Genomic DNA, 21,210 nt, shown 5'->3' with positions numbered 1-21,210 from the left:
CAGCCCACTCGGGCGTTCCTCCGCCGGTTTCCCGCCGGACAAGCGGCACGCCCGCGTTTGTCGTTCCGCGAGCGTGTAAAGCACGAACACAGAAACTACTAACGGCCTGCGCGGCAGAGCGTAGCGCGACGAACACCCGCAGCACTACTACTTGCACACGGTTGATTACACCCGCCAATCGATCGCCGCTGGCTACGGGCGGGCGAACCCGCGTGATCTGCATCACACGCTATCGAGCCAACGCAGATCCACTCAAAGGCGTCGAAACAGGTGTGAGCACGACGCTGCGGCGTGAACAGGGGGAATCAATGGGTGAGCGGTCGTCTCGGTGGGTGCCGAGAGCCTGTGTCGCGATGGGGATCGTGGCCGTACTGGGGTTGACGGCCTGCAGCACCGGGAACGACCCGGCGGACGCTTCCGGCGGCGGCACGACGTCCTCGGAGACGCCGGAACAGCAGGCGGCGCCCAAGCCGCCCGCGAAGGTGACGCTGGCGCCGGCGTCCGGCGCGACGGACGTCTCCCCGGTCGCGCCGGTGCGGGTCACGGTCGCCGACGGCACGATCGAGGCGCTGACCCTCACCAACCCGGCGGGCAAGAAGGTCGCCGGCCGGCTGTCGGCGGACAAGACGTCCTGGACGGTCGGGGAGCCGCTCGGGTACGGCAAGACGTACACGTGGTCGGGCACCGCGAAGGGGACGGACGGCGAGACGGCGCCGATCTCGGGCTCCTTCACCACCGTCACCCCGGCGGGGACGGTCGACGCGTCGCTGAACGTGGGTGACGGCAAGACCTACGGCGTCGCCATGCCGATCGTCGTGCGGTTCGACAGCCCCGTGACCGACAAGGCCGCGGTCCAGAAGGCCATGACGGTCACCACGTCCGTGCCGACCGAGGGCGCGTGGGCCTGGCTCGACGACCGCAGCGCGCACTGGCGGCCCAAGACGTACTGGGCGCCCGGCACGCAGGTGAACCTGGACGCAAAGCTGTACGGCCTGTCGTTCGGCGACGGGGTGTACGGCGCCGAGGACCGGACCGCGCACTTCACCATCGGCCGCGCCCAGATCGTGAAGGCCAACACCCAGACCCACCGCCTCGTGGTCATCCGCGACGGCAAGCAGGTCGCCGACTTCCCGGCGAGCTACGGGCTGGAGGAGGACCCGGGCCGCGTCACGAACAGCGGCACCCACGTGGTGATGTCGAAGCACGAGTCGTACGCGATGACCAACCCGAAGTACGACTACGAGAACGTGGTCGTGCCGTGGGCGGTGCGCATCTCGAACAACGGCGAGTTCATCCACGGGTACGCCCCCTCGATGTGGGCCCAGGGCAAGCAGAACGTGTCCCACGGCTGCGCCAACCTGGCCCCGGCCAACGCCAAGATCTACTTCGACAGCGCGATGACCGGTGACCCGGTCGAGATCACCGGCAGCACCCAGCAGCTCGGCCCCGAGGACGGCGACTACTACGACTGGGCCCTCACCTGGGACCAGTGGCTGGGCAAGTCCGCCGTCTGAGCCCGCGGGAAGAACCCGGTCCGGAGTATTGCTCCCGGGCCGGGTTCTTCGCTTAGGGTGTTCCCCCGTGTCCGGGCCATCCCCTTCCCGCGTGCTGGCGTCGTTGTCGTCCGCGCTGCCGACCGCGGAAACCGGCGAGACCGACGACGAGGTCGCCGCCGGTTATCTCGTGGTCCGGGCCTCCGGCGCCAGCGCCGCGCGGATGGCCATCGACTCGCCGTCCGCCGCCGCGCGTGAGCCGGCGCAGATTCAACTGGTCATGCGCGCGTCGCTGCCGAAGTACGTGCCCGCGCGCGGCGTCAGCCTGTCGTTCCCGGAATGCGCGCTGCGGGCCCGGCCCGCAGGCCGCAGCGGGACGGTGCTGCTGACCGTCTCGACCGGGAAGCTGTCGCTCAGCTTCGCGGAACTGCGGCCGCTGATGTTCCGGCCCGTCCCGCTGGACCGGTCACTGCAGACGTTGTTCGCGGCGGCGGTGTCGCACCTGCTGGTGGTGTCGGATGCCCTTGATCCGCACGGGATCAAGCCGTACCTGACCGGGCTCGCGGAACTGGTGCTGCGCAGCGCCCTGCGCACCGAGCTGAACCGGGCGGACGCCATCGCCACCCGGCGCAGGGACGCGGTCGCCTACATCAAGGAACACCTGGCCGACCCCGCGCTGACGGCCGAGCGGATCGCCGAGGCGCTGTTCATCTCGCGGCGGCGGCTGTACCAGTTGTTCGACGACGGCGACGGGGTGTCCGGGCGCATCCGGCAACTGCGGATCGACCGCGCGAAAGAGCTCCTCGGCGACCCCGCGCACGCGAAACGGGGCATCGGGGAAATCTCCCGCCAATGCGGCTTCGCGAACGCGGCGCACTTTTCCCGGACATTCCGGAAAGTGGTCGGGGAAACGCCCAGGGACTACCGGGACAAACTGCTCGCGGAATGAGCGAAATCCACCGACGAGACGAGCTGGCCCAGCACGGTCGCCAGTTCCAGCCAGCCGCGGCCCGTCGTCGAATGCAGCGTGAACACCGCCATCCGGCGCCCGTCCGGCTCGACGACCACGGCCTGTAGTTGCGCGCCGGCCGTCGGCGGGCCGGACAGCAGGATGCGTTCCGCGATCACCACCGGGTAGCCGCGGCCGGTCACCGACGACGTGACCTCGCGGATGTCCTGCCCCTCGCCCTCCGACAGGTGCCGGGCCAGCTCGTCGGCCGCGTCCGGGCCGAGCGGGCTGTCGGCGGTGACCACCATGCCGACGAGGATCGCCGGGTCGGCCTGCGCGTGCTCGACGACCGCGACGAGGCTCGCGCCGTTCTCGTGCGCCAGCTCGGCCGCGTCCCGCGCGGCGAGCGCCACCCCGGGGTCGTGCGCCGACTCCGGGCCGCGCACCGACACGAGCAGGTCGGTCAGCGCGGCGGTGGTCGCGTCGACCGAGCCCATCGTCACCGGGGTGATCCCCGGCACCGCGGCCAGCTTCACCGGACCTCGCCCAGCACCGCGGCCACGGCGCCGTCCGGCGGCGTGGTGAACGTGCCGGGGGCGACCAGCGTGGCCAGCGCCGCCGACACCCGGGACGTGCGGTTCAACGCGCCCGTCAGCGCGCGGATCGCCGGGGTCTCCCGTGCGGGCGCGGCGGCGGGGTCGAGGGCGTCGGCCACCTCCTCGGCGGCCCGCCGGTGCGCGCGCTCCAGCTCCCGCGCCTCCGACAGCACCTCCTCGAGTGCCGTCTCGGCCGCGGCGACCCGGTCGGTGGCCGCGGCCACGTCGACGCTGGCGCTCGCGGCCGCGGCGGGGGTCGCGGCGAGGTCCAGCGCGTTCTGCCGGTCCTGCAGGGCGTCGCGGGCGTCGTCGAGCGCACGGCGGGCCCGGAGGGCGCGTGCGTCGAGGTCCTCGGTGCGCCGCTTGTGCTCCGCGAGCGTCCCGGCCCACCGTTCCAGCACCGGGATCGCCGCCCGCAACCTGCCGGTGTCGGCTGTCGGCAACCCGGTGCGGAACGCGTCCGCGGCGGCGCCCTGCCACGACTCGGCGTGCCGGGCCGCGGTGCGCACGGCAGGCGCCACCGACGCCAGCGCGTCCGCGGCCGCCCGCAGCTGCGCGATCGTCTGAGCCACCGCGTCGACGCTGCCGGGCGTGGGGTCGAAGCCGAGCCCCCGGTAGGTCACCACGGGCCCCGATCGAACCGGCTCGCCGCGTCGGTGTCCAGTTCCTCGTAGGTGCGGCGGACCTGCGTGACGGACTCGGCCAGCGCCGCGACCGCGGCACGGGCACGCGTCACGTCGGCCTCCGCGCCGGCGAGCAGCCCGCCGACGACCGCGCCGAGCCTGCCCGGTCCGACGTCGCCCGGTGCGGTGAACGACACCTCGAGGTCGTCACCCGCGGCCCGCAGCGCCGCCTCGGCCGCCGCGATGCCGGGCAGGTCGGCCGAGAAGCCGGTCACGCGCCGAACACCGGCGGGTAGGCCGGGGGCAGGTCGTCGAAGAAGTCCATGCCCTCGTCGTACTTGTTGCGGTGCTCCTTGTCCTCCTCGCCCTGGGCGCCGTGGCCGACGGGCATGCCGCCGAAGGCACCCGCGCCGCCCGCGCCCCGCGCACCTCCGAGCAGACCACCCGCACCGACCGCACCCCGGCCGGGAACCGGGCCGACCCCGGCGAGCCCACCCGCGCCGAAGCCGGGCGAGTTGCGGATGACGTCCGACCCGCCGGAGCCCAGGCTGCCGAGACCGCCGACACCACCCAGGCCACCGGACCCGCCCGGTCCGCCGAACGCACCCGGCGCCCCCGCGGTGCCGCGGCCGCCCGCCAGCGCCGGGTCGACGAAGCTCGACGCCGACGTGGCGGAGTTGCCCGGCACGGAAACCGACGGCGGTGCGTCGATGGGTGGCTGCGACGGGGACCGGTTCAGTCCCGGGTCGTCCGACCACCGCGACCCCGTCGGCCCGTCCCCGACGCCCTGGTTGGTCGTCGGCGTGGCGTCGGAGAAGTGCGGCATCGTGTCGTGGACGTCCTTCGACTGCGCCTCGTAGGCCTCCATGACCTGCACGGCCTCGGCCTTGCGGGAGCGGGCCTCCTCGTGGCTCACCAGTCCGTCGGACAGCAGTTCCTTCAGCAGGACCGCGGTGCTCGGGCCGCCTGTGCCGACGACCGTGTAGCCGTCGCGGAAGTTGCGTTCCGCGGTCGCGAAGCCTGGCTCCGGCATGCGTGCCTGCGCCCGGTCCACCGCCTCGGCGTACGACGACATGCCCTGCGCGATCTTGCTCGCGGTCTGGCTCGCCGTGCCGGCCCACTGCATGAGCCGCGAGCTCGACGCGGCCGAGCTGACCGCCGCCTGGCCGTGCCACGCGCCCATCACGCGTTCCATCACCCGCTGCACGTCACCGGTCGTCGCCTCGATCTTGGCGGCGAGCGCGTGCCACTGTCCCGCGCGGCTCGCCATCTCGCCGACGTTCGCGCGGTGGATCATGTCGAACAGCTGGTCGTGCTGGTAGGCCTCCCAGTTGACCTTGCCGAACCGGCCCGGCTCGCGGTTGCGCTTGCGCTTCTTGCGCAGGTCGTCGCGCCGCTTCTTCGCCTTCTCCGACCAGCCGTGCACCTCCCGCCACGTCTCGTTGCGGCGGTCGCGGTCGTAGTCGTCGGGGACGTGCATCAGGACAGCTCCTCCAGCTGGCCGAGCTGCCGTCGCAGCTGGCCGACCGTCTCGTTCTCCACGCCCTCGTAGGTGGCGAGCGTCTGCAGGATCGCCAGGCGGACCCCGATCAGCTCCTCCATGTAGTCGAGCAGCGCGGTCTGGACACCGCCCTCGAGGTCGGCGCGGTCGCGGAACGCCTTGCGCATGGCGCGGGTGACCGGGCTGGTCCCGTCCCCCAGCGGGCCGGTCAGCTCGGCGGCGTCCTTCAGGTGGGCGAGCAGGTCGTCGTGCAGGGCGGCGAGGTCGCGCTCGGCCTGCCGCAACGTGGTGAAGTCGGCCTCGATGCCGTCCATGCCGAGGCCGGTGACGCCGTGCTGGACGTCCGGGAGCGCCGAGGTGTCCGGCACGACGTAGGCGACCAGGTCCTCCCGGTACTCACCCCGCAGCCGTTTGGCGTCCGTGAGATTGTCGATCCGTTCGCCCGCCATGGGCTACCTCCACCCCGATCCTGCTGTCCCGGGCTCCAGCCTGTCCATCGTGACCGGCCGGGAACAGCAATTCCAGCACAGAGTGCACGGCTGGACACAAGAGTCGCTCAACTGAACAAGCCCTCCGGCAGCAGCAGCCGCGCCAGGCGGTCCGCCAGCACGGAGCAACGCTCCAGCTCCGGCCCCACCAGGTCCAGCACCGTCACGTCGTCCTCGTCGTCCACCCGTCCATTGCAGCCGGTGAACCGCGCGGTGTGGACCGGCGTTGCACCCATGGGCACGGGGGCGACTCATCCGGACAACACGGTGCCCGAACTAGTCTGAACGAGTGAGTCGCGTACCCCCGAAGTGGCCGCCGGTCGAGGTGGAGCACCCGGACCCGCACCCGGACGCCCCGGCCCCGGGCACCAAGCTCGGCCCGCACTACGCCCAGTGCTTCGGCTGCGGCGACGAGACCGAGGGCGGTCTCCACCTGCGGACCGAGTCCGGTCCCGACAGCACGATCATCGCGCAGTTCCAGGTCACCAAGGCCCACCAGGGCGCGCCCGGCCTCGCCCACGGCGGGCTGCTGGCCTGCGCGTTCGACGAGGCGCTCGGCTCGACCGTCGGACAGCTGCTGCGCAAGCCCGCGGTCACCGGCAAGCTGGAGACCGACTTCCTGCGGCCCGTGCCGGTGGGGTCGACGCTGCACATCGTGGGCAAGCTCGACGGCGTCGCGGGCCGCAAGGTGTACGCGAGCGCCGAGGGCAGGCTCGACGCCTCGGACGGCCCGGTCGCGCTGCGGGCCAGGGCGTTGTTCGTGATCGTCGACTTCAGCCACTTCACCGAGCACGGCACCGCGGACCCGCGCGACGTGCATCCCGACCGCGACATCAACCCGTAGGGGACCTCCGCATGTTCGGCGTGATGCTCAGCGCGCTGGTCGCGCTGATGCACTGGTACATCTGGAAACGGCTGGTCAAGGACACGCTCAGACCCGGCCGCGCGCGGCGGGTGCTGACGGTCGTGACCGTGCTGCTCGCCCTGCTGGTGGCGGCGACGCTGGTCCTGCCGCGTGCGGTGGGCCTCACCGGTGCGGGGTACTACGCGTGGCCGGGCTACATCTGGTTCGGGCTGCTCGTGTACCTGTTCCTGATCCTGGCGGTGCTGGAGCTGCCCCGGCTCGCGCTGCGTGGCTGGGTGCGCCGCACGCCGCTCGAAGCCACGGCCGCGGCCCCCGGTTCGCCCACGGTGCCCGCCGAGACCGCGCCTCCGGCCGAGCCCACACCCGACCTCAGCAGGCGGCTCTTCCTCGCCCGCGGCGCTGGCCTCGTCGCCGGCGCCGCGTCGGTGAGCCTCGTCGGCGTCGGCATGGCGAACGCGCTGGGCCCGCCCGACCTGCTGCGCGTCCCGGTGCGGCTGCCGAAGCTGGACACGGCGTTCACCGGGTTCCGCATCGCCGTGGTGTCCGACATCCACCTCGGCCCGCTGTCGGGGCGCGCCCACACGGAACGCATCGTCTCGATGATCAACGAGACGTCCCCGGACATGGTCGCGATCGTCGGCGACCTGGCCGACGGCACGGTCGCGGCGCTGGGCCCGGCGGCGGAGCCGCTGGCCGACCTGGTGTCCCGCGAGGGCACGTTCTTCGTGACCGGCAACCACGAGTACTTCGAGGAGCCGTTCGAGTGGCTGCGTGAGCTGGAGCGCCTCGGCCTGCACCTGCTGCGCAACGAGAACACGGTGATCCGGCGCGGTGGTGCCGCGTTCGACCTGGCCGGCGTGAACGACCTGTCCGGCCGCATGGCGGACGACGGCCCCGACTTCGACAAGGCACTGGCCGGCCGGGACCCGTCCCGGCCGACGGTGCTGCTGGCGCACCAGCCGGTGCAGGTGTCGGAGGCCGCGAAACGCGGCGTGGACCTGCAGTTGTCGGGCCACACGCACGGCGGTCAGCTGTGGCCGTTCCACTACATCGTCGGCATGCAGCAGGGCGCGGTCGCGGGCCTGTCGACGGTGGACGGGACGCAGCTGTACGTGACCCGCGGCGCCGGCTTCTGGGGCCCACCCATCCGGGTCGGCGCGCCACCGGACATCACGGTGCTGTCGCTCGAGGCCTAGGTGAGGGTCCGGGGGCGGATGGCGTTCGCCTTGTCGACGAGTTCGTAGCGTCGTTCCTGGTCGCTGGTGAGGCGGGCCAGGGAGCGGTAGCAGCGTTCGAGGCCGAAGCGCAGGTCGCGTTCGGTCAGTCTGCAGCCGAGCACCATCCGGTTCGCGGACTCGCCCGACCCGCCGGGACGGCCGGCGCGGACCCACGCGTGGGCCGCCTCCAGCACCTCGGCGGACAGCGTGGTGGCGCGTTCCGCGTCCAGGGACAGGCGTTCCAGCCTGCGGGCCGCGTCGTGGAGGTCCTGTTCGGTGATGCGTGCCGCCTCGGCTGCCCGCGTCTTGATCTTGATGGCCGCGACCTGGGCGGCGACATGGTGGCTGGACGTGTCGGGGACCGCTTCGAGCACCTCGATCGCACCGGTCCGCGCGCCCTGCGCCAGGTAGACACGGGCGAGGCCGAACGCGGCGCTCACCCAGGAGCGGTCGGTGCGCCAGACGAGTTCGTAGTACCGCGCGGCCTGGAAGTAGTTGCCCGCGTACTCGGCACTGACCGCGAGCGCCAGCTTCGGCGGGATCTCACCGGGCACGGCGTCGTAGACGCGGTCGAAGGAGGCGGACGCGTCGGCCGGCCTGCGGGCCGCGATCGCGATGAGCCCCTGGTACCAGTCCGGCCGCCAGTCGGCGGGGTCGGTGGCCAGGCGGCGCGCGGCCTCCAGCTCGCCCTGGGCGGCACGCAGGTCGCCGAGTTCGAGGCGCGCGCGCACCATCCGCAGCCGCACCTCGATGGAGTCCTGCGGGGCCGACTGCAGGGCGGCCACCATCTCGGCGGGTTCGGTGGCGGTGATGCTGGCGAGGGTGCTGGCGGCGTGGTCGTGGGTGTCGACCATGGGCAGCGGCAGGATCGAGGCGACCTCGAGCGGGTCGGGGGACGGCAGCGACCCGCGCTCCCCGACGACCATGCCCGACCCGAAGGTGCGGGTTTCGAGGGCGAACACGTTCGACACCCCGGGCCGCGGCCTGCCGGTGCCGAGCGCCATGACCTCGCGCAGCACCCCGGTCAGCTGGTCGGCCATGTCCTCGGCGGAGGCGAACCGCTGCTGCGGGTCCTTGTGCGTGGCCCGCTTGAGCACCCGGTAGTACGACCCGAAGAGGGCGAACAGCGGCTCCTCGTCGGGGCCGGGCAGCGTGTACTTGTGCCGGGTCGTGTACCCGGCGAACTCGATGGAGAGGACCGCGAGCGTCCGGCCCACCGTGTAGATGTCGCTCGCGACGGAGGCGCCTTCGGTGGCGAGCTCCGGCGCCGAGTACCCGAGCGTGAAGAACAGCGGGGACTCGTAGTCGTCCGTCTGCCGGACCGCACCCAGGTCGATCAGCTTGAGCTGCTCACCGGACTGGATCACGTTGTCCGGCTTGAGGTCGCAGTACAGCATGTCGATGCTGTGCAGGTAGCCGATGGCGGGCAGGATCTCCAGCCCGTACGCGATGACCTGCCCGATCGGCAGCGGTTCCGCCTTGCCGGTCTCCCGGTGGTGCTCGAGGGCGAGCTGCCGCAGCGACTGCCCGCCCACGTACTCCATCACGATGTACCCGACCAGGTTCCCGGTCTTCGGGTCGGGGTGCTGGACGAAGTTGTAGATCCGGACGACGTTCGGGTGCTCCACCTCGGCGAGGAACCGCCGCTCGGCCACGGCGGACGCCATCGAGGTCGCGTCCCCCGTGTCGATCATGCCCTTGAGCACGACCCACCGGTCGCTGACGTTGTGGTCCTTGGCGAGGTAGATCCACCCCAGCCCGCCGTAGGCGAGGCAGCCGAGCACCTCGTACTGCCCGGCGACGAGGTCCCCGCGGAACAGCCGGGGCCGGAAGTTGAAGTAGGTGCCGCAGGTGGCGCACTCACCCTCGGTGGCACCCGGCTGCCCGTCCGTGGACCGCCCCACTTCCGCGCCGCAGTTGCTGCAGAACCGCTTGTTCTCGGACACCGCGGGGTCGGTGAGGACAGCGGAAGCCGGATCCTTGACCGGCACCACCGGCACCTCGACCAGCCCGGCCCCAAGCCGTCCCCGCCCAGAGGTCCGCGACGACGTACGCCGGCCGGTACCCGGGAACGAACTGGACCCGGTGTTGATCGGACTCTCCGCCCCACGGGTGGGCGGCGGCGAGTCCGGGTGCTTGGGCGGCGGCTCGACGCTGTGCGTGACCGGTGTTTCGTCGAGCACGCTCGTCGGCAGCGGCTCGTCCGGCGCCAGTGCGGTGGAGGGTCGCACGCCAGGCTGCCGGGGCACGACGTTCGGCACAGGTACTCCCTGCGCCCATTGCATGCCAGGCTGAGAACCGGACTGCGGGGCAGGCCTGGCGACCGGCCGCGCATATCCCACGGAAGCCTGCTGAACAGAGTGCGCCCCGGTCCCCGGCTGCCCGACCGACTGCGCCCCAGTCCCCGGCTGCCCAACCGACTGCGCCCCAGTCCCCGGCTGCCCAACCGACTGCGGCCCAGTCCCCGGCTGCCCAACCGACTGCGGCCCGGTCATCGGCTGCCCAACCGACTGCGGCCCGGTCATCGGCTGCCCAACCGACTGCGGCCCGGTCACGGGCTGCCCGGCCGAAGGCTGTCCGACAGACTGCGGCCCGGTCCCCGGCTGCCCGGGTGCGGCCCATCCACCGGGAGGCGTGTTGGTCCCAGGTCGCTGCCCAGCAGCCCAACCAGTCCCGCCCTGGGCGTGCCGCGTCTGTCCCGGCTGAGAACCAACCCCGGGCTGCGGAGCCCACCCACCACCGGGCTGAGCCCCGGTCCCAGGCTGGCCCCACCCCGGCGGCGCATACCCACCACGCCCAGGTCCACCTGCCTGCCCGGGCTGAGAACCCGTCGGCTGCCCAAACCCCCTGGGCCCGGGCTGCTGCCCAGCCCCCGTCTGCCCCGGCTGGGACCCGCTCACCTGCCCGAAACCCGGTTGCCCAGCCTGTCCGGCACCGTCCGCGACCGGCCGACCAGCCGGTTGCGCGGCCCACCCCGGCTGCCCCCCACCCGGCTCCGCGTCGTCCGGCTTGCGGTGCGCACCGCGGCCGCGCGGCGGCTCGCCGTCGAGCGTGTCCGGGGAAGCGAACCACCCCGTGCCGTCCTCACCGCTCATGTGAGGCAGCCGAGCCGCACGCTCCTCCGCCTCGCGGCGCAGCCGGGCCGCGGCCTGTTCCGGTGTCTCGGCGACCGCGATGCCGCACTCCTGGCAGTTGCCGTTCACGACCTCGCCGGAGCAGCCGGGGCGGGGACACGAAAGCGCCATCACCAACCCCCTAGTCCCGGTACTGCGGCGTCGGCGGCGCGGGCCGTGACCCGCCGGTCTGGCCGAGCCACCTGTCGTAGCTCCGCGCCCACGTGCCGTCGGCGATGGCCTTGGCCAGCACGCCGTTGACGAACTTCACCATGTCCACGTTCGCCTTCGGGATGCCGATGCCGTACGGCTCCTCCGTGAACCGCGGGCCCGCCATCTTCACGTTCGGGTCCTGCGCGACCATGCCCGCGAGGATCGTGTCGTCCGTCGACACCGCCGCGACCTGACCCTGCTGCAGCATGATCAGGCAGTCCGACCAGTTGTCGACCTGCACCGGGATCAGCTTGGCCGGGTTCGCCGCGATGGTCTTGATGGACGTGGAGCCCTTGGCCGCGCACACCTTCTGCCCGCCGAGCTGGTCGAGGCTGGTGACCTTCGACCCGCGGTCGACGAGCAGGCGCTGCCCCGCCGTGTAGTAGATGGCGGAGAAGTTGATGTCCTTCCACCGTTCGCAGGTCGCGGTCATCGTGCGGACGACGACGTCCACGTCGCCTTCCTGCAGCGCCTTGATGCGCCCGGCCGACGTGACGACCTTGAACTGCACCTTGTTCGGATCGCCGAAGATCGCCTTCGCGATCTCGCGGACGATGTCGATGTCGAAACCCTCGAGCGCGTTGGTCGTCGGGTTGCGGAAACCGAAGAGGAACGTGTTCTGGTCCACGCCCGCGATCAGCTGGCCCCGTTGCTGGATGGCGCGCATGGTGCTGCCCGCGGGCATCTGCCCGGCAGACGGCAGGGGACCCTCCGGGCGGAAGCTCGCCTTCGGGTTGCAGTCGGGGGCAGGCGCGGACGCACCGGACGACGCGGGCGGGTTCTCCTCGGCGCCGACCGGAACCGGGCGGTCCACGGACGTGACGTTGGCGAGGTCGACCGGCTGCCCACCGCCCGCGCACGCGGACACGGCGAGCAGCAGCGCCACGAAGACGAGGCTTGCCCGTACAGCCCTCACCGGTACTCCTGCAGTCGGTCCCTGATCCCCATTGTCACTCCTGCCGCCGCCACCAGGGCCAGCACCGCGATGCCCGGCCCGAGCCCGGTCACCACGTTGCTCGCCGCGCTGGTCTCCTCGGCGAAGTGCTCCCTGCCGTTGCGCAGCGCCTTCATCAGGTTGTCGTCGAGCTGGGTGAACATGGTGGCCGCGCTGGTCTTGGCCGCCGTGCTGATCGCGAGCGACACCGCCTCCTGGTAGGCGCCGCCGTCGTCGAGCTCGCGGACCCGCTGGTGCGCGGCGAGCCAGTCGTCCGCGTTCTTCTGCGCGGCGTCGATCAGGTTCTGCGTCTCCTGGTCCTCGGCCAACCCGCGCGCCTGGTTCAGCAGGTTGCGTTCGCCGTCGCCGCTGATCTCCTCCGCGAGCTTCCTGAACTCGGCCTCGTAGTCGCCGCCGTCGCCGCGCGCGACCAGTGTCAGCGTCTCGTTCGCACGCATCTTCAGCGCGACGATCCTGGCCTGGACGATCACCTCGACCTGCTTGCTGCCGTGGTCGTGGCCCGCCGTCACGCGCGACGACTCGATCAGCAGCGCGGCCGCGCCCCAGATGAGCGCGAGCACCACCGCCCCGGTCGCCACCACGAGCCCGACGTTGAGCAGCCGGTTCGTCCGCCGCGTCAGGTACCGCTGCGCGGCGAGCAACGCCCCGAGCAGCACGATCACCAGCGCGAGCGAGAACCACGGCACCGAGCTCGCGGCGTCCTGCTCGGCGGCGAGCCGCTCGAAGTCGATCTCGTACAGGCGCTGCGCGGCGGGCAGGAGCTTCGCGCGCATCAGGCCGGAGGCCTCCCGCAGGTACGCGGCACCGGCCGGGAAGCCCTGCCGGTTGTAGGCACGCGCCGTCTCGACCAGCCCCGTGTAGACCGGCAGCTGCTGGGACAGGACGTTGACCTGCGCCTCGGCGTCCGGCACGCCACCGACGTCCGCGGACGCCTTCGCGAGGTTCGCCCCGGCGGTCGCGATGTCCATGTCGTACCGCTCGCGCAGCTCGGCGGGGATGGTACCGCCCGCGAGGAACGCGCTGGCCGCGGTGGCGTCGGCGTCGGACAGGGACCGGTAGATCTGCTGCGACGCGGCGGCCACCGGTTCGCGGTGCGAGATCAGGTTGTCGATCGTGCTCTGCTTCCGCTGGATCTCGATCGCACCGAACGCACCGGTCAGCACGGCGAGCAGCGCGAGGGACACGCCGATCAGGAACAACCTGCCCGGGGTGCTCGACGCGGACTTGCGGACGCTGCGGACCGCGGTCGCGGGCAGGCTGAGCACCCGCCGGGCACCTGGCGCCGTCGACTCCTCGCCGACCGGGGTGGTGGTCACCATCGGTGATCCACGGGACCACTCACGATGTCCATGCCCCCCTCGCGCCCGCCGAGCCGTCGTTCGCAGACGAACTTAGTGCAGCGACGACCTGGGCTGCCACCGAAACGATGACGTCGTTGACCGTCGTGTGGTGACAGCAAGTGAACGGGCACGGTGCGTGACGAAACGTCCCCCGGATGTGCGCTAGCCCGGCGTCGACGGGGTCTGCGAACCTCGAACCGAGGTGGTCATGGACTGGCTGCGGGACTCGCTCGGCTGGCTCGGCACGGCGGCCTTCGCCGCGGTGGCGGGCTACTGCGTGGCCCGGCTGGTCGCGGCGGCCAGGGCCCCCGAGTCGTATCCCGGCCGCCACCGGGCCGTGGACGTGGCACACGTGCTGATGGCCGTGGGCATGGCCGCGATGCTGTCGCCGGTCGGCGGACCGCTCCCGATGGCCGCGTGGCAGACCGTGTTCCTCCTGCTGACCGTGTGGTTCGCCGCGTCGTGGTGGCACTCCCGGGGCGCCGCGGACACCGGGTGGCACGGCGGCTGGCACGGCAACGGGCTGCACCACGCCCTCGGCGCCGCCGCGATGCTCTACATGCTCACCGCGATGCCGCACGCCGGGCACAGCGGCGCGCCCTGGCTGCCGGGCGGTCTGGGGCCCGACATGACCGGGATGGCGCTGCCTGCGCTCGGGTGGGTGCTGGCGGCGTACTTCCTCGCGTCGGCGGTCGTGCTGGTGCGGTGGCGGTCGCCTGCCGGCCCCGACGGGCTGCCCGCCGTGATCACCGGGCAGGCGGCCATGACCGCCTGCCAGACCACGATGGCAGCCGGCACCGGCGTGATGTTGATCGTGATGCTCGCCTGAGCCGGTCAGGCGAACTTCCCGGCGATGTTCCTGATCCACTCCTCCGACCAGGTCAGCTCCCCGGACCGCAGCGCGTCGAGCACACCGTCGACCCAGCGCAGCTCGGCCTCCCGGACCGCGATCGAGTACTCCTCGTCCAGCAGGAACAGGCGGGGCAGGTCCGACACGGCCGCGAGGTCCGCCTTGTCCTCCTCGAGCGACCTCCGGAGGTCGGCGGACCGCTGTTCCAGCCGGGTCATGGCGTCTTCGGGACTGAGGACCATGAGCGAGGCGAGCGCCGCCGGGAACTCCGGGTAGTCCCGCGCCGGGCTCGCGATCATGTCGGCCGTCCACTCGCGCAGCGCGTACCAGCCGTCCGGGGTGATCGCGTAGACCGTGCGCTCCGGCCTGCGCTCGTCCCGCGTCGTCTCCAGCACCGTGATCAGTCCGGCCCGCTGCAACCGGTCGATCGTCTGGTAGACGCTGTTGCGCTGCGCCACGTTCGCGACCCGGTCCTTGCCGCGCTCCTTGATCACCTCGTGCATGCGGTACGGGTGCATCGGCCCCTCGGCCAGCACCGACAGCACCACGAGCGCGAGCGGCGACCGCCGATGAGTACTCCTCGCCACCCGCAGAAGGTACCGCGCTTGACGACTTAGTCATGTTATGTATAGTCATGGCATGACTGTAGCACTCATCGCAGGCGGCGGCATCGCGGGACCGGTCACCGCCATGGCACTGCGCAAGGCGGGCATCGACGCGACCGTGTTCGAGGCCTACGACCGGGCGGCGGACGGCGTCGGCGCGTTCCTGACGCTCGCGACCAACGGGCTCGCGGCGCTGCGTGCGCTCGACCTGCACACGCTCGTCCGCGACCTGGGCTTCGACACCCCGTCGATGTCCATCGGCATGGGCGGCAGACCGTTCGCGGCGTTCGACTTCGGCGATCCGCTGCCCGACGGCACGGTCACGCAGACCATCGCCAGGGCCGCGCTGTACACGGCGCTGCGCGACGAGGCGGTGCGGCGGGGCGTGCGGATCGAGTACGGCAAACGCCTGACGTCGGCGTCGTCCACCGCGGACGGCGTCACGGCCACGTTCTCCGACGGCACCACCGCGCAGGGCGACCTGCTCGTCGGCGCGGACGGCCTGCGCTCGGCGACCCGCACGATCATCGACCCGGCGGCGCCACCGCCCCGGTACGTGCCGCTGCTCAACGCGGGCGGCTACGCCCGCGGCCTCGACCTGGACGCGGAGCCGGGCCGGATGCACATGGTGTTCGGGCGGAACTGCTTCTACGCGTACGTGGTCCACCCGTCCGGCGACGTCTGGTGGTTCGCGAACCCGCGCCAGCCACGTGAGCTGAGCCGGGACGAACTCGCGCGGGTGCCGTGGCGGGAGACGCTGCTCAGCCTGTTCACCAGGCAGGACGGTCCGGCCCTCGACCTGATCGACGCGACCGGGGAGATCTTCGCGGGCTGGAACACCTACGACTTCCCGAAGGTGCCCACGTGGCACCGCGACCGCATGGTGATCATCGGCGACGCGGCGCACGCGACCTCGCCCGCGTCCGGGCAGGGCGCGTCGATGGCGATCGAGGACGCGGTGACCCTGGCGAAGTGCCTCCGGGACATCAAGGACGTCCCCACCGCGTTCAGCCGCTACGAGTCGCTGCGGCGGGAACGCGTGGAACGGGTCGTGAAACAGGGGAAACGCAACGGTGACGGCAAGACGCTCGGCCCCGTGATGCGGCACGTGCTGCCGCTGGTCCTGAAGTTAGCCAAGCCGAGCGCGTCCGGCATGCGGTGGCTCTACGGGCACCGCATCGACTGGGACGAGCCGGCAGGCCGGGTGGATGTCGGGGGTCAGCGGACGACAGCGAGGTGATGCGGTACGGCGCTCAGTGCCGGCCACAACGGATGGCGGTGGGCCACCCGTCGGGCCGGCTTGCCCACAACGGCCAGGCGACGCCCGCGAGTGTCCTCACCAGACAGTGGCCGCAGATTCGCCTGCGGCGGTTGGGCATTCTGGTCATGGTCCACGCTCCAGGTGTCGCCTCGCGTTGTGCAGAGCGAGAGTGAGGCGGGCGCCTCAAGGCTCGCTCAAGGATCGACAGAGACGGACAGGAGGTCGAGTCATGGTCGAAGAACGCTGACGGTCGCCGACGTCCCCTGTGTGCGGTGCCACCATGGTTTGCCGGAGCGACGGTCTATTTGTCGGCAAAGCGGGATGTGGAGTTTCCATGCAGAATCGTCACACCGGAGCGGCGCATTTATCCGTGTCGCACGACGCGAGTCCCTTTCCGGAGAACGGCAACACGCACGGCGAGAACCGGGCGATCATGCTCGGGCTGCTCGGTCCGCTCCTGCTCGTGCGCGCCGGCAAGCAGATCACCCCGTCCGCGCCGAAACTGCGGCTGGTGCTGTCGTTGCTCGCGGTGCAGGCGAACGCCGTCACGCGCGTCGACCAGCTCGTCGAGGAGCTGTGGGGTGAGTCGCCGCCGCCGAGTGCGCTGACGACCGTGCAGACCTACATCTACCAACTGCGCAAGCTGCTGCGGTTGGACGACCAGCCGGTGCCGGAGGGCGACACGACACGGCCCGCGCTGCTCAGCCACCCCGGCGGGTACATCCTGCGGCTGCCGGACCTGGCCGACGTGGACGCGAACCTGTTCGAGGAGCTGGCACGGCGTGGGCGGACGGAGCTGCTGGCCGCACGGCCGGAAGCCGCGGCGGAGACGTTCCGGGACGCGCTCGCGTTGTGGCGCGGGAACGTGCTGGAGGGCGTGACGACCGGGCCCGTGCTGTACGCGCACGCGACACGGCTGGAGGAACTGCGCCGGACGGTGGTGGCGCTGCGGATCGAGGCGGACCTGCAACTCGGCAGGCACCACGAGCTCGTCGGCGAACTGAACAGCATGGTGGCGGCGGAACCCACGAGGGAGGACATCTGCGCGAAGCTGATGATCGCGCTGTACCGCAGCGGAAGGCGGGCTGACGCGCTCGGCGTGTACCAGCGGATCCGGACCGCGCTGGTGGACGAGCTCGGGCTGGACCCGGCGGCGGAGCTGCAGCGGCTGCACCAGCTGATGCTGGAGGCGAACCCGGAGCTGGACCTGCAGATCCAGCCCACCACGCCCGCGGCGGTGGTCACCACGGCGTCGGCGCCGGCGCAGCTGCCCGCGGACATCCCGGACTTCGTCGGCAGGCAGGAAGAGCTGGCGACCCTCACGCGGCTGCTGTCGGTCGGTGACGGGGTGCGGGTGGTGAACGTCGTCGGGCGGCCGGGCACGGGCAAGAACACGCTCGTGGTGCGGGCGTGCCGGGCGGTGCGCGCGAACTTCCCGGACGGTCAGCTGTACGTGGACCTGACCGGCGGCGACGGTCGGCAGATGCCGACCATGCAGCTGCTGACGGGGATGCTGCGGGCGCTGGGCGCCGACGAGGCGGACATCCCGGAGAACCTGCCGGAGGCGGCGCTCATGTTCCGCAGCTTCACCGCGGACCGGCGCGTGCTGGTGGTGCTGAACCGGGCGTGCACGTCGGACGTGCCGCACCACCTGTTCCCCACCGGGGCCGGGTGCGCGCTGGTGGTGGTCAGCAGGGCACCGATCGCCGCGTTGTCCGGGGCGGTGCGGCTGCGGGTGCCCCCGCTGTCCGGGGAGGACGCGGTGGCGCTGCTGGCGTCGGCGATCGGCAGGCCGCGGGTGGACCAGGAACGCGCGGCGGCGGTGGAACTGGTGGAGCTGGCGGACCGGCTGCCACTCGCGCTGCGCGCACTGGGTGCCCGGCTGGCGGCACGGCCCGGCTGGCACCTGGCGCGGCTCGTGGAACGCCTGCGCGACGAGAGCTGCCGGCTGACGGAGCTGTCGTACGGCGGCTTCGACATCCAGGACCGCCTGGCGTCGGCGTACCAACGGCTGACGGCACAACAACGCTGGGTCCTACGCCGCCTGGCGAGCACGGACGACACCCCGCTGACCGCGGAGGAACTGGCACAACAGGCCAGCATGAACCTGTCGACGGTCCACGCCACGCTGGACGAACTGGTCGACGCGGACCTGGTGGAAGAACTCCCCGACGACGACGGCGAACCCCGGCACCAGGTCCCGTCCCTGGTCCAGCTCATCAGCCGATCCGGCCTGGTGGGCAGCACGTGGTGGCGCACCACAACCGGCCGACGAGCACCAGGCTGAGCACACCGCCACGCCCGCCCGACGCGCAGCCGGTGAGAACAGCGGCCGCGGACCCACCCCTGCCCGGGTCGGGTCCGCGGCTGGGAATCCGCGTCGGCGCCCGGCAAGGTGCGCCGAAGGTCGCAGCCGGTGACCCGTTGCCAGCTGAGTTCGCGGAGGAATTCCCGGCAGGAGAAGCGATCGGTACCGGAGCGCCACGCGGTCGCCGAGCTGCTGGCGCAGCTGTTCGGTGAAGTCCTCCTCGGGTGCGGTGGCGATCTCGTCCATGATCGCGCCGGGCTCGCGCCTGGTCTCGCGAACGGAAGCCCAACCAAGCCACAGCGTCCGGCAGCACCGCACGTCCACCCCTGCCCGCGAACCCAGCCCCGCCGGAGCGTTCGAGCGGTTCTCTAGCGGTGTTCATGCGTCGTTTCCTTACCTGGAGCTACCGGCCGATTCGCGGTCGGTGGGCAGGGAAGAGAGAACGCCGTGCGGTCCGAGACATCGCGGTCCACCGCGCCTCCCGCGGAAGCTGAGATCACCGTGCTCGCCGCTGCTCGTGGGGCGCTCCGGGCCGGGGTGCGGGTGTTCACGCTCGGGCGGTGGATGGCGCGGCGGCCTGCCGTCGTCGGGGACGAGGTCGCTGTCACCGCTCGGTTGCTCGACCAGCTGCCCGTCGTGCCCGCCGTGGTGGTGGTCGTCGCGCCCGGGGTCGAGGTCCAGGCCTGTGTGGACGATCTGCTGCCCGGGGTGCGGGGGATGCTCGGCACCCTGGGTGCGCTGACCGTCAACGTCGCCTGTCCCGGGCCCACCGGACCGGAGCTGGCCGGTGTGCTCGCCATGTACAACCAGCCCGTCGACGCGTTGCCCGAGGCGCTCGTGGAAGCGGTCGAGGCTGGGCGGCGGTGCGGGTTGACCACATCCGACGGCAGCTGTGTGCTGCTGCTGCAGCGGTTCGTGCCCGGGCACGCGTCCGCCGTGGTGCACGCCAGCCCGCACCGCGCCACGCCGGTGCACGTCGACGGGCGCTGGGGGTTGACGGAGCGGTGGTCGGCGGCCGACGAGTTCGTCGTCGACGGGGCCCGGGTGCGGGAATCGCTTGCCTGGAAGCCGACGGCGAGCGTCGCCGCGGCCGGGGGTACGCACACCGTCGCCACGCCGGAGAAGTTGCAGCGGCAGGGGTCCCTTCCCCGGGACACGGTGCGGCAGCTGGCCGCCATGGCCAAGGACGCGGCCGTCACCGCCGGGCGGCGGCTCGCGCTGGACATCGTCCTCGGTGAGCACGGTCCCGCCGTGTTGAGGTGCCGTCCCAGTCCGGTTGGGCGAATGTCCCGGACCGGCACTGACGCGTGACTCAACGGGACGCTGCTCTGCCTTCGAGATTCCCTCCAGACCACCGGCTGACGCTCGGGACACCAAGCCCGCGTCGCTAGGAGGTCACCGTGGGACGGGTCGTCAAGCTCCGTGCCGGCCGGTGCGCGCACCAGGCCGAGGTGCAGCGCCTTCGCCGCGACCTGCACGACGGGCTCGGTCCCGGCCTGGCCGGGATCCTCATCCGCGCCGACCTCCTTGCCCGCCAGCTCGAGCGCGGCCCGGCCGAGGAGACGCTGCGGGAACTGCGGCGCGAGGCGGCCGCGTTCATGGCCGAGTTCCGCCGCGTCCTCGCCGACCGGGAACCCGCCGAGCTGGAAGGCCGCTCCCTCGCCGACGGGCTCCGGGTGCTGACCGGGCGGATGCACGTGCCGGGTCTGGCCATCGACCTCGACGTGACCGGCGACGCGAACCGGGCGACGGAGGTCGCCGCGTTCTGGATCGTCAAGGAAGCGCTGACGAACGTGGTGAAGCACGCCCACGCGACTCGTTGCGCGATCACGGTCACCGCCGCGGGCGACGGCCTCCGGTTGTCCGTTGTGGACGACGGAACCGGTGGCCTGCACGACGGCGGTGTGGGTCTCACGTCGATGCGGGCGCGGGCCGAGGAACTCGGCGGCTGGTGCGAGGTCGTGGACACCGGGCACGGCGTCACCGTGTCCGGACACCTACCGGAAGGGCGGTCGTGCGATGACCACGCAGCTTGCGCCTGAGCACACCCGGGTCGTGATCGCCGACGACCACCCCGTCTACCTGTCGGGCCTGCGGATGCTGCTGGAGGCGATCGAGGAGGTCGAGGTCGTCGGCGAGGCGCGGTCCGGCACGGAGGCGCTCGCCGAGATCTACCGGCTGCGCCCGCACCTCGCGCTGATCGACGTGAACATGCCGGGCGCCAGCGGTATCGAGGTGACGAAGACGCTCGCCAGCCGCTGCCCGGAGGCGTCGGTGATCGTGCTCAGCATGCTGGAGGACCGCGACACGTTCTTCGCCGCCGTGCGGGCCGGCGCGCGCGGGTACCTGGTGAAGGGCGCCAGCACCGACGACATCAGCCAGGCCATCGGCACCGTCCGCCGCGGCGGGGTGGTGTTCGGGCCGGAGGTCGCGCCGTGGGCGCTGGACTACCTGACGAAGCCACGCGAGTCGAGCAAGCCGTTCCCGGAACTGACCGACCGCGAACGCGCGGTGCTGGAACTGGTCGCGGACGGCATGGGCAACGCCACGATCGCGCGCAAACTCGGCCTGTCGATCAAGACGGTCCGCAACTACCTGTCACGGATCTTCGTGAAGCTGCAGATCGCGGACCGCACGGAAGCCGCCGTCGCCGCCCGCAGAGCAGGCCTCGGCAGCTGAACGACGCTGACCTGCGCAACCCAGCACGCGCCCCACCGGATCGCCGGCGACGACCGGCACATCGTGTGCGTCTCAGACCCAGCCCCACGGCGCGACAAACCGCTCTGACCTGCGGAAACTCCGCGCCCAGTACGTAACTCAGGCCCCACCCGAT

The 21,210-nt window shown here is 72.0% G+C and carries 20 protein-coding genes; 10 read left to right on the top strand and 10 right to left on the bottom strand.

Annotated features, from left to right (window positions below):
* The first annotated feature begins 308 nt into the window (after positions 1-308).
* Together ACYQ77_RS01070 and ACYQ77_RS01065 are read left to right on the top strand one after the other, a co-directional pair.
* Positions 309-1,514: a L,D-transpeptidase gene (locus tag ACYQ77_RS01070; RefSeq protein ID WP_459706486.1), complete on the top strand. Its 1,206-nt coding sequence runs from the start codon at positions 309-311 to the stop codon at positions 1,512-1,514.
* A 91-nt stretch (positions 1,515-1,605) separates the two neighbouring features.
* Entirely contained in the window at positions 1,606-2,442 is an 837-nt protein-coding gene (locus ACYQ77_RS01065; RefSeq protein ID WP_459706484.1) for a helix-turn-helix transcriptional regulator, read from the top strand.
* Here ACYQ77_RS01065 and ACYQ77_RS01060 read toward each other — a convergent pair.
* The 6 genes from ACYQ77_RS01060 to ACYQ77_RS01035 all read right to left on the bottom strand — a co-directional run bounded on the left by ACYQ77_RS01060 (position 2,415) and on the right by ACYQ77_RS01035 (position 5,886).
* On the bottom strand, positions 2,415-2,978 hold the full coding sequence (locus tag ACYQ77_RS01060; protein ID WP_459706482.1) for a hypothetical protein: 564 nt from the start codon (positions 2,976-2,978) through the stop codon (positions 2,415-2,417). The two genes, ACYQ77_RS01065 and ACYQ77_RS01060, sit on opposite strands and share 28 nt — an antisense overlap.
* A complete protein-coding gene (locus tag ACYQ77_RS01055; protein WP_459706480.1) occupies positions 2,975-3,664 on the bottom strand; it encodes a hypothetical protein in 690 nt (229 codons plus the stop codon). The genes ACYQ77_RS01060 and ACYQ77_RS01055 overlap by 4 nt, the downstream gene beginning before the upstream one ends.
* A complete protein-coding gene (locus tag ACYQ77_RS01050) occupies positions 3,658-3,936 on the bottom strand; it encodes a hypothetical protein (RefSeq protein WP_459706478.1) in 279 nt (92 codons plus the stop codon). Before ACYQ77_RS01050 ends, ACYQ77_RS01055 begins: the two co-directional genes overlap by 7 nt.
* Positions 3,933-5,141, bottom strand: coding sequence for a WXG100 family type VII secretion target (locus ACYQ77_RS01045; protein WP_459706476.1), 1,209 nt, complete (start codon positions 5,139-5,141; stop codon positions 3,933-3,935). The genes ACYQ77_RS01050 and ACYQ77_RS01045 overlap by 4 nt, the downstream gene beginning before the upstream one ends.
* A complete protein-coding gene (locus tag ACYQ77_RS01040) occupies positions 5,141-5,611 on the bottom strand; it encodes a hypothetical protein (RefSeq protein WP_459706474.1) in 471 nt (156 codons plus the stop codon). Before ACYQ77_RS01040 ends, ACYQ77_RS01045 begins: the two co-directional genes overlap by 1 nt.
* A 107-nt stretch (positions 5,612-5,718) precedes the next feature.
* The gene (locus ACYQ77_RS01035) at positions 5,719-5,886 is read right to left on the bottom strand and encodes a hypothetical protein (RefSeq protein WP_459706472.1); all 168 of its coding nucleotides are present in this window, start codon (positions 5,884-5,886) and stop codon (positions 5,719-5,721) included.
* Between the two features lie 53 nt (positions 5,887-5,939).
* Here ACYQ77_RS01035 and ACYQ77_RS01030 point away from each other — a divergent pair, with 53 nt between their 5' ends.
* Positions 5,940-6,494 carry a PaaI family thioesterase gene (locus ACYQ77_RS01030; protein WP_459706470.1) on the top strand — a complete coding sequence of 185 codons (555 nt, stop codon included), beginning with the start codon at positions 5,940-5,942 and terminating at the stop codon, positions 6,492-6,494.
* Between the two features lie 11 nt (positions 6,495-6,505).
* On the top strand, positions 6,506-7,711 hold the full coding sequence (locus ACYQ77_RS01025; protein ID WP_459706469.1) for a metallophosphoesterase: 1,206 nt from the start codon (positions 6,506-6,508) through the stop codon (positions 7,709-7,711).
* Here the strand turns inward: ACYQ77_RS01025 and ACYQ77_RS01020 are convergent.
* The 3 genes from ACYQ77_RS01020 to ACYQ77_RS01010 form a co-directional block, all read right to left on the bottom strand.
* Complete coding sequence (locus ACYQ77_RS01020) at positions 7,708-10,227, bottom strand: serine/threonine-protein kinase (RefSeq protein WP_459706467.1); 2,520 nt, start codon at positions 10,225-10,227, stop codon at positions 7,708-7,710. The genes ACYQ77_RS01025 and ACYQ77_RS01020 overlap by 4 nt on opposite strands.
* A 760-nt stretch (positions 10,228-10,987) precedes the next feature.
* Entirely contained in the window at positions 10,988-11,974 is a 987-nt protein-coding gene (locus tag ACYQ77_RS01015; protein WP_459706465.1) for a glutamate ABC transporter substrate-binding protein, read from the bottom strand.
* A complete protein-coding gene (locus tag ACYQ77_RS01010) occupies positions 11,971-13,332 on the bottom strand; it encodes a hypothetical protein (protein ID WP_459706463.1) in 1,362 nt (453 codons plus the stop codon). Before ACYQ77_RS01010 ends, ACYQ77_RS01015 begins: the two co-directional genes overlap by 4 nt.
* 229 nt (positions 13,333-13,561) lie before the next feature.
* On the opposite strand from ACYQ77_RS01010, the gene ACYQ77_RS01005 reads away from it, so the two are divergent.
* Entirely contained in the window at positions 13,562-14,182 is a 621-nt protein-coding gene (locus ACYQ77_RS01005; RefSeq protein WP_459706461.1) for a DUF5134 domain-containing protein, read from the top strand.
* A 5-nt stretch (positions 14,183-14,187) separates the two neighbouring features.
* On the opposite strand, the gene ACYQ77_RS01000 is transcribed toward ACYQ77_RS01005, so the two are convergent.
* A complete protein-coding gene (locus ACYQ77_RS01000) occupies positions 14,188-14,790 on the bottom strand; it encodes a PadR family transcriptional regulator (protein WP_459706459.1) in 603 nt (200 codons plus the stop codon).
* A 52-nt stretch (positions 14,791-14,842) separates the two neighbouring features.
* On the opposite strand from ACYQ77_RS01000, the gene ACYQ77_RS00995 reads away from it, so the two are divergent.
* The 5 genes from ACYQ77_RS00995 (at position 14,843) to ACYQ77_RS00975 (ending at position 21,056) form a co-directional block, all read left to right on the top strand.
* A complete protein-coding gene (locus tag ACYQ77_RS00995) occupies positions 14,843-16,048 on the top strand; it encodes an FAD-dependent oxidoreductase (protein WP_459706458.1) in 1,206 nt (401 codons plus the stop codon).
* A 355-nt stretch (positions 16,049-16,403) separates the two neighbouring features.
* On the top strand, positions 16,404-18,356 hold the full coding sequence (locus ACYQ77_RS00990) for an AfsR/SARP family transcriptional regulator (RefSeq protein ID WP_459706456.1): 1,953 nt from the start codon (positions 16,404-16,406) through the stop codon (positions 18,354-18,356).
* Positions 18,357-18,824: 468 nt separating this feature from the next.
* The gene (locus ACYQ77_RS00985; RefSeq protein ID WP_459706454.1) at positions 18,825-19,688 is read left to right on the top strand and encodes a hypothetical protein; all 864 of its coding nucleotides are present in this window, start codon (positions 18,825-18,827) and stop codon (positions 19,686-19,688) included.
* Positions 19,689-19,777: 89 nt separating this feature from the next.
* Positions 19,778-20,419, top strand: a complete 642-nt coding sequence (locus tag ACYQ77_RS00980) for a sensor histidine kinase (RefSeq protein ID WP_459706452.1) — start codon at positions 19,778-19,780, stop codon at positions 20,417-20,419.
* Complete coding sequence (locus ACYQ77_RS00975) at positions 20,397-21,056, top strand: response regulator (RefSeq protein WP_459706450.1); 660 nt, start codon at positions 20,397-20,399, stop codon at positions 21,054-21,056. The genes ACYQ77_RS00980 and ACYQ77_RS00975 overlap by 23 nt, the downstream gene beginning before the upstream one ends.
* Positions 21,057-21,210 lie beyond the last annotated feature (154 nt).

Source organism: Actinophytocola sp. KF-1 (assembly GCF_054661535.1).
This window is presented reverse-complemented; position numbering and strand designations above follow the sequence as displayed.